This window comes from Kitasatospora sp. DSM 101779 (assembly GCF_025655475.1).
Taxonomy (GTDB): Bacteria; Actinomycetota; Actinomycetes; order Streptomycetales; family Streptomycetaceae; genus Kitasatospora.
The window spans coordinates 4,105,279-4,112,396 of sequence record NZ_JAHTIK010000001.1 but is presented as its reverse complement, the minus strand read 5'-3'; the positions used below and the strand labels follow the sequence as shown (position 1 = coordinate 4,112,396).

Here is a 7,118-nt window from a genome sequence, read left to right as displayed (position 1 = left end):
GGACCGGCGGCCCCGGCCGGGCCGTCCCCCGCACCGCGGTCCACCGACGCGCCCGCCCTCAACCGGTCGGGCCCCGGCGACCGCTGGAGCCGGGCCTGGACGGAGGGCACGCCGATCGCCGCCCCGCCGCCCGCCCCGCTGCCGCAGTCCGCCTCCCCGGAGGCCGCCCGGCCGCCGACCCCGCGCGACCTCGCCCTGATCCGGGACAGCCTGGCCGCCGTCGAACCGGTCGCCGACCGCGCCACCGCGCACTTCTACGCGCTGATCTTCCTGCACCACCCGGAGGTCCGCTCGCTCTTCCCCGCCGCCATGGACGTGCAGCGCGACCGCCTGTTCCGGGCGCTGATCACGGCAGCCCGCAGCGCGGGCGAGCCGGCGAAGCTCACCGAGTACCTCGCCGGGCTCGGCCGCGCGCACCGCAAGTACGGCGTGCAGACCGCGCACTACGCGCCGGTGGGGGAGTGCCTGGTGGCCGCCCTCGCCAAGTACTCCGGCAGCCGCTGGAACGACGAGACGGAGCTGGCCTGGCGCCGGGTCTACGGGCTGGTCTCCAGGATCATGATCGAGGCGGCCGAGGAGACCGCCCGCACCGCGCCCGCCTGGTGGCACGCGGAGGTCGTCTCGCACGAGCGCCGGGCCGGTGACGTCGCGGTGCTCACCGTGCGGCCGGACCAGCCGTACCCCTTCCGCGCCGGCCAGTACGCCGCGGTGGAGACGCCCTGGTGGCCGCGGGTCTGGCGGCCCTACTCGCTGGCCGCGGCGCCGCGCCCGGACGGGCTGCTGACCTTCCACGTCAAGGGGGTGCAGGCGGGCTGGGTGAGCACCGCGCTGGTGGGCCGGGCGGCGCCCGGGGACGTGCTGCGGCTGGGCCCTGCGACGGGCGGGATGGTCGTGGACCACGCCCACGGCGCGGACCTGCTCTGCCTCGGCGGCGGCACCGGGATCGCCCCGATCGCCGCGCTGGTCGAGGAGGTCGCCGAGCACGGCGTGAACGGCCGTTCGGTCGCGGTCTTCTACGGCGCCCGCAGCCTGCCCGAGCTGTACGCCCTGGAGGAGCTGCGCCGGCTCGACCGGCGGCACCCCTGGCTCAAGGTGCACCCGGTGGTCGAGTCGCCCGGCACGGCGCCCGGCGAGGCGGTGGTCGGCCTGCTGCCCGAGGTGGTCTCCCGCTATGCGCCCTGGCACGGCCACGACGCCTTCCTGAGCGGTCCCGCGGCGATGGTGCGCCGGGCCGTCGGGGTGCTGCTGCGTGCCGGGATCGCGCAGGACCGGATCCACCACGACCTCGCGGCCGAGCAGCCCGCCGGGTGAGCGGCAGGCGGCCGGTCCGCGCAGCCGCCCGGCGGGTCCGGACGGCCTCAGGCCAGGTCGCGGGCGAGCAGGGCGCGGACGCCCTCGATGTTGGCCGCCAGGTAGGCGCGCAGGCTCGGCGGCACCACGTTGACCGAGGTGACGCCCTCCCGGGTGAAGGGCAGCCGGACGACCTCGTACTCGCCGTTCGGGTCCTCCAGCTCGGGGCCGTGCCGCCGCGAGAGGTCCATGGAGGCCAGTCGGCAGACGAAGAAGTGCTGGACCTTCACCCCGTGCGGGTGGGCCGGGGTGCCGTCGTCGTGGTGGGAGTGGGCGACGGTGTCGACGAAGGCGGGCACCACGTCGACGGCCTTGGCACCGAGCTCCTCGTCCAGCTCGCGGTGGAGGGCGTCGACGACGGAGCGGTCCTCCGGCTCCACGCCGCCGCCGGGGGTGATCCAGTACGGGTGCGCCGCGCCCGGCCGGACCCGCCGGATCAGGACGATGGTGGCGGGCGCGTGCGGGTCGCCCGGGTCGTCCTCCAGCAGGATCGCCCGCGCGGTGCGCTTGACGACGGGGCGGACGGGGACGGCCATGGCCACCTCCGGGAGCACGAGGGTTGTGCGGGATTCTCCCGCGCGCCGGGCGGAATGAAACTCGTACACATGGGCGAACAGGAGGAAAACGTTGGGCCGAACGGATGATTCGGCGTGCCGCTGCGTGTTCGAGCAGGTCCGGGCGGTCACGGTATTGGATCTTCCATTCGAAGGCCGCTCCGGGGGGTGTGGTCAATCGCTAAGATATGAATAGACTTTGGCCTTCGAATTGAAGCTCAATTGGCGTCTTCACCCGCTGTAATCATTGAAGCGGGGTGGTCCCTGTGCTGCAATGGCCGCCAGCCGGGGCAGGCGACACCAATGGATCGCGGAGGTAGCGCGCGCATGCACAGCAGCACAGTCCAGGGCCATGTGGTGATGAGCCTCGTGGCGGGCGACGAGCTCTCCGTCAGCATCGCCGTCGACCTCGGATACGACACCGACGACCCGTACGCGGTCCGCTTCACCTTCCACCTGCCGGGGGACACCCCGGTCACCTGGTACTTCGCCCGTGAGCTGCTGGTCGACGGCATCAGCCGGCCGGCCGGCGAGGGCGACGTCCACATCCACCCGATCGGCGAGGACCTCACCGAGATCGGCGTGGTGCTGCGCTCGCCCGACGGTGACGCCACCCTGCACGCCCCCGCCCCGCCGCTGATCGCCTTCCTCGCCCGCACCGACCGACTGGTGCCGATGGGCCAGGAGGAGAGCGAGGTCGAGCTGGAGGCCCAGCTCGACCTGATCCTCAGCGGCGGCTGCGAGAACGCGGGCTGACGTCCCGCCCGGCGGTTCAGTCGTCGTCCCCCAGCGCCAGATCGAGGCCCCACGAGACCACGCTGATGATCAGGGCGCCGAGCAGCGCCGACCAGAAGCCCGCGACGTGGAAGTCCAGGCCGATCTTGTCCGAGGCCCAGGACGTCAGCCACAGCATCAGCGCGTTGATCACGAAGGTGATCAGCCCGAGCGTGAGCACGAACAGCGGCAGCGAGAGCAGCTTCACGAACGGCTTGATCAGGAAGTTGACCACGCCGAAGACCAGCGCCACCGCGATCACGGTCAGCGCCTGGTGGCCCCAGCTGCCGTCCGAGAGGGTGATCCCGTCGACGATCCAGGCGGCGACCCAGATGGCCGCCGCGTTGATGAGCGTTTTGATCACGAAACTCTTCATGGCACCGGATGGTGGCAGGCCGCCCGCCCGCTGGGAAGCTCTCGGCGGCTACGTCCTCGACCCGTGCCGATTCCGGGACGGCGGCCCGTCCGCCGAGCGGCGATGTGATATCTGCCACACGCCGGCGTGGTTGCGGCGTCGAAGTCCTCGACCGTGAACCGATCTCCGGTCGCTCGGAGCGGTCTCCACTACCCTTCGTCGGGTGGCCCATCTCCGCAGCTCGGGCAGGGTGCTGACGGTGTGTCGGGCGAGCGCTTTCGAGGGTAGCCGGTGTCGTGTACACGACGTGCCGAAGCGGTGGAGGGGGTGCGAACTCCCAGTGGGCACCCCGGCCTTATTCAGCACTTATTCATGCGGATACGATCCGGCTCCGATCTTGCGGAACACCGCGGGTCCGCGGCACCCGACGGGTGCCGCCCCATGTCACTCCCCCGTGCCGGCACACCGGGTGTGCCGGCAGACCTGTGAGGTTTCGATGAAGCTGCGCCGTGCACTGGCGATATCCGCCGCCACGACGCTCGTCTCCGGTGCGGCCGTCCTCGCCGCCCCGGCAGCCCTGGCCGCCCCCGTCGCGCCGGGCATCGCCCACGCCGCCCCCGCCAAGGCGGGCGGCAGCGTGACGCTGAAGAACTTCCCCGCCCAGATCACCGCGGGCGGCACCGAGGTCACCTTCACCGAGGCGATCTCCAACGCCGGCGGCGACGCGCTGCTGATTCCGGCCTTCGTCCTCGGCGCCGAGAAGGGCCTGACCGCCGGCCAGGTGAAGGTCCAGTACAAGCACCCCGACAGCGGCAAGTGGCTGAACGCCTCGGTCGAGGCCGGCGAGGACGGCAGCGTCGCCGTCGTCCTCGGCCAGCTCGGCGAGGAGACCCCGGACGAGGACTCCTTCCTGTTCGTCGGCGCGGGCGAGACCCTGGACATCGACGTCCGCCTGAGCCTGGGCGCCACCGCCAAGCCGGGCGCCGCTGTCGTGGAGTCCTTCGCCGCCATCTTCGCGCTGGACGACGAGGAGGCCCAGGAGGGCAACACCGTCTTCGGTGAGCCCCAGGACTTCGCCATCGTCGCGGCCGGCGGCGGCTCCTCGGCCTCGGCCCAGCCGAGCACCTCCGCCTCGGCCTCTGCGTCGGCCTCCGCCTCCGCGAAGCCGAGCGGTTCGGCCAAGCCGAGCGGTTCGGCCAAGCCGAGCGGCAAGCCCACCGTCAAGCCGACCGTGAAGCCGGGCGGCGTGCTGCCGACCAAGAAGCCCTCCAAGGCCACGGTGACCAAGGCCAAGGCGAAGGCCGGCGACCGCCTCGCCAACACCGGCGGCGGCGACCACTCCGCCGTGATCGCGGCCACCGGCGCCGGTGTGCTGGCGCTCGGTGTCGGCACCCTCGTCGTGCTGCGCCGCCGGAACGCCGGTTCGCACCGCGCCTGACGCCTGCGTACCCTCCGGCCCGGTACCCGTGCGGGTGCCGGGCCGGAGCCCGTCCGGGTGTTGAATGGTCCCGACCCGGAGAGGAGCAGCGCGATGAAGGTCTTCCGGCTGGACGAGCTGGACGCGGAACGGGCCGCCCACCAGGGCTCCTACCTGCAGTTCCTCAAGGAACGGAACATGTCCGCCGGCCTGTACGCGCTCGCCCCCGGCGACACCGACACCCAGGCCCCGCACGCCCAGGACGAGATCTACCAGGTGATCAGCGGCCGGGCCGAGATCACCGTCGGCCGGGAGACCGCCACCGTCGGCCGCGGCAGCGTCGTCTACGTTCCGGCCGGGGTGCCGCACCGCTTCCACCACATCACCGAGGAGCTGCGCGTGCTGGTGATCTTCTCGCCGCCCGAGGACTGACCGCCGACGGATAGGGTCGGTCGGGCGCGACCACCCGACACGAGGAGCGAGAGCAGTGGCCCTGACCGACGAACTCTGGTCGGCGATCGAGCCGGTCTACGACGAGATCCTGGCCCACCCCTTCCTGACCGGCCTCACCGACGGCACCCTGCCCCGGCAGGCCTTCCGCCACTTCGTGGTGCAGGACTCGCACTACCTGCGGGACTACGCCCGGGCGCTGGCCGTCTGCGCCGCCAAGGCGCCGCACGAGGCCGACGTGCGGGCCTTCGCCGACGACGCGGTGGGCGCGCTCGCCGCCGAGCAGGAGATGCACGGCGAGTTCCTCACCGCCTTCGGCGAGAGCGCCGAGCAGGCCGCCGCCGAACCGGTGCAGCCCACCACCCTCGCCTACACCAGCTACCTGCTGGCCACCGTCCACGGCGGCTCCTTCGCCGAGGCCGTCGCCGCGGTACTGCCCTGCTACTGGATCTACGCCCGGGTCGGCGAGGAACTGCTGGCGAAGTCCTCCCCCGAGCCGCTCTACGCCAAGTGGATCGCCACCTACGGCGACGAGGCCTTCCAGTCGGTCGTCCGCCGGGTGCTCGACCTCACGGACCGGCTCGGCGAGGAGGTCTCCCCCGCCGAACGGCGCAGGATGGTGCGGCACTTCACCACCACCTCGCGCTACGAGTGGATGTTCTGGGACGCCGCCTGGCGCGGCGAGACCTGGCCGGTCTGATGTCCCCGTGGGGGTCGACCCGGTGGTCGGCCTCGGGGTGATCTCCGGGTTCTCTCCGGGCCGCAGGCCCTCGATCCGGCCCCTGGTGCCGCCTACGATCGAAGCATCGGAAGCGAGCGGGAAAGCGGCGGACGGACCGGCGCCGAGCCCGAGGGGAGAGAAGGAACGGACATGGCCGAGCTCTGGAAGTCGCTGCCCTCGTGGGTGCGCAACATCGTCGTCCCGATCCTGGTGCTGATCCTGGCCTGGAACCTGATCTGGTTCGTGGTCGGCGTCGTCAGCTCGCTGATCGGATTCCTGATCAAGGTCCTGCTGGTCGTTGGCCTCGGCGCCGCGGTGGTGATCCTGATCAAGAAGGCCGCCAGGAACTGAGCCGGACAGCCCCGGGCCCCGGACACCACCACGGTGTCCGGGGCCCGGCGCGTCAGGCGCCGAGCGCGGAGGCCAGCTCCCACCGCGGGCGGAAGCCCTGACCGGCGGCCTTCGCGATGTCCAGCACGACCGGCCGGGCGAGCTGGTCGACGGCGTACGGGGTGAGCCCGGGCAGCAGGCCGCGGCGGGCCGCGAACTCGGCTGCGGCGACCGGCACATGGCCGATCCGGACGCGGACGCCCCGGTCGGCGAGCACGGTACAGGCGGCCGCGTCGCGGCGGTAGGGCGCCCCGTCGGCGATGTTGTACGCGCCGGGCTCCCAGTCGGCGGCGGCCAGGCAGGCGTCGGCGAGGTTCTGCACGGCCGTCAGACTGAGCGGCACGTCCGGCCCGGGCAGCAGCAGGAGGCCGCGGCGGACGCGTTCCAGCAGCCGGGGCAGCAGGTGCGGGTCACCGGGACCGTAGACGGCACGCGGCCGCAGCACCACGGCGCCCGCCTCCAGAGCCAGCCGGTCGGCGGCGGCCTTGGTGCGGCCGTAGGCGTTGCGGTGACCCGCCGCGGTGGGGTGGTCCTCGCGGACCAGGGCACGGTCGGTGCGCGGGTCGTAGACGCTGGCGCTGGAGACGAACACCACCGGCAGCCCGGCCGCCGCCGCCAGCAGCCGGGCGGTGCCGTCCACGTTGACGGCGTGCTGCTCGGCTTCGGCGGGCGAGCCCGGCGGGTGGTCGCCGACGGCGGCGGCGCAGTGCACCACCAGGTCGGCACCGGCCAGGTCGGGGCCCTCGGCGGCGGCGTCCCAGCGGACGTGGCGGCCGACCGGGCCCGGGCGTCGGCCCAGGCAGCGCACCTCGGCGCCGCCGGCCGCAGCCGCCCGTGCGACGTACGCACCGCAGAAGCCGCTGGCGCCGGTCACGGCGATCCGGAGCATGCGGGTCAGCCCTTCCGTACGAGCAGGGAGGAGTAGCCGGGCAGGGCGGCGTGCCGGTCGACCGTGGCCCGGACGACGGCCGGCCGGTGCGGGGCGAGTGCGGCCAGGAAGTCGGTGAGCTGGGCGCGGGCGAGCCGGGCACCGGGGCAGGCGTGCGGGCCGTTGCCGAAGACCGCCTGGGCGGCCTGCGGGTCGGCGGGCCCGGTGCGGTGGGCGCC

At 73.3% G+C, this 7,118-nt stretch carries 9 protein-coding genes and 1 pseudogene; 6 read left to right on the top strand and 4 right to left on the bottom strand.

What is annotated here, in order from left to right; translation table 11 throughout:
* Positions 1-1,311, top strand: a 1,311-nt coding sequence (locus KSNIM_RS18670; protein ID WP_263104353.1) for a globin domain-containing protein, incomplete at its 5' end; no start/stop codon positions are given.
* Between the two features lie 47 nt (positions 1,312-1,358).
* Here the strand turns inward: KSNIM_RS18670 and KSNIM_RS18665 are convergent.
* The gene (locus KSNIM_RS18665; protein WP_030270032.1) at positions 1,359-1,886 is read right to left on the bottom strand and encodes an NUDIX domain-containing protein; all 528 of its coding nucleotides are present in this window, start codon (positions 1,884-1,886) and stop codon (positions 1,359-1,361) included.
* 345 nt (positions 1,887-2,231) lie between these two features.
* On the opposite strand from KSNIM_RS18665, the gene KSNIM_RS18660 reads away from it, so the two are divergent.
* Positions 2,232-2,660 (top strand): SsgA family sporulation/cell division regulator, encoded by a 429-nt coding sequence (locus KSNIM_RS18660; protein WP_263104352.1) that lies wholly within the window; start codon positions 2,232-2,234, stop codon positions 2,658-2,660.
* Between the two features lie 16 nt (positions 2,661-2,676).
* Here the strand turns inward: KSNIM_RS18660 and KSNIM_RS18655 are convergent, their stop codons facing one another.
* Positions 2,677-3,054, bottom strand: coding sequence for a phage holin family protein (locus KSNIM_RS18655; RefSeq protein WP_263104351.1), 378 nt, complete (start codon positions 3,052-3,054; stop codon positions 2,677-2,679).
* A 475-nt stretch (positions 3,055-3,529) separates the two neighbouring features.
* Between KSNIM_RS18655 and KSNIM_RS18650 the strand changes: the two genes are divergently transcribed.
* The 4 genes from KSNIM_RS18650 (at position 3,530) to KSNIM_RS18635 (ending at position 5,972) form a co-directional block, all read left to right on the top strand.
* Positions 3,530-4,471: an LPXTG cell wall anchor domain-containing protein gene (locus tag KSNIM_RS18650; protein WP_263104350.1), complete on the top strand. Its 942-nt coding sequence runs from the start codon at positions 3,530-3,532 to the stop codon at positions 4,469-4,471.
* 93 nt (positions 4,472-4,564) lie between these two features.
* Positions 4,565-4,882, top strand: coding sequence for a cupin domain-containing protein (locus KSNIM_RS18645; RefSeq protein ID WP_263104349.1), 318 nt, complete (start codon positions 4,565-4,567; stop codon positions 4,880-4,882).
* 55 nt (positions 4,883-4,937) lie between these two features.
* On the top strand, positions 4,938-5,600 hold the full coding sequence (gene tenA, locus KSNIM_RS18640) for a thiaminase II (RefSeq protein WP_263104348.1): 663 nt from the start codon (positions 4,938-4,940) through the stop codon (positions 5,598-5,600).
* A gap of 171 nt (positions 5,601-5,771) precedes the next feature.
* Positions 5,772-5,972, top strand: coding sequence for a DUF5326 family protein (locus KSNIM_RS18635; protein ID WP_263104347.1), 201 nt, complete (start codon positions 5,772-5,774; stop codon positions 5,970-5,972).
* Positions 5,973-6,024: 52 nt separating this feature from the next.
* Here KSNIM_RS18635 and KSNIM_RS18630 read toward each other — a convergent pair whose 3' ends face one another.
* Positions 6,025-6,900 carry an NAD-dependent epimerase/dehydratase family protein gene (locus KSNIM_RS18630; protein ID WP_263104346.1) on the bottom strand — a complete coding sequence of 292 codons (876 nt, stop codon included), beginning with the start codon at positions 6,898-6,900 and terminating at the stop codon, positions 6,025-6,027.
* A 5-nt stretch (positions 6,901-6,905) separates the two neighbouring features.
* Positions 6,906-7,118 (bottom strand): annotated as a pseudogene (locus KSNIM_RS18625) (cytochrome P450); the annotation flags it as partial.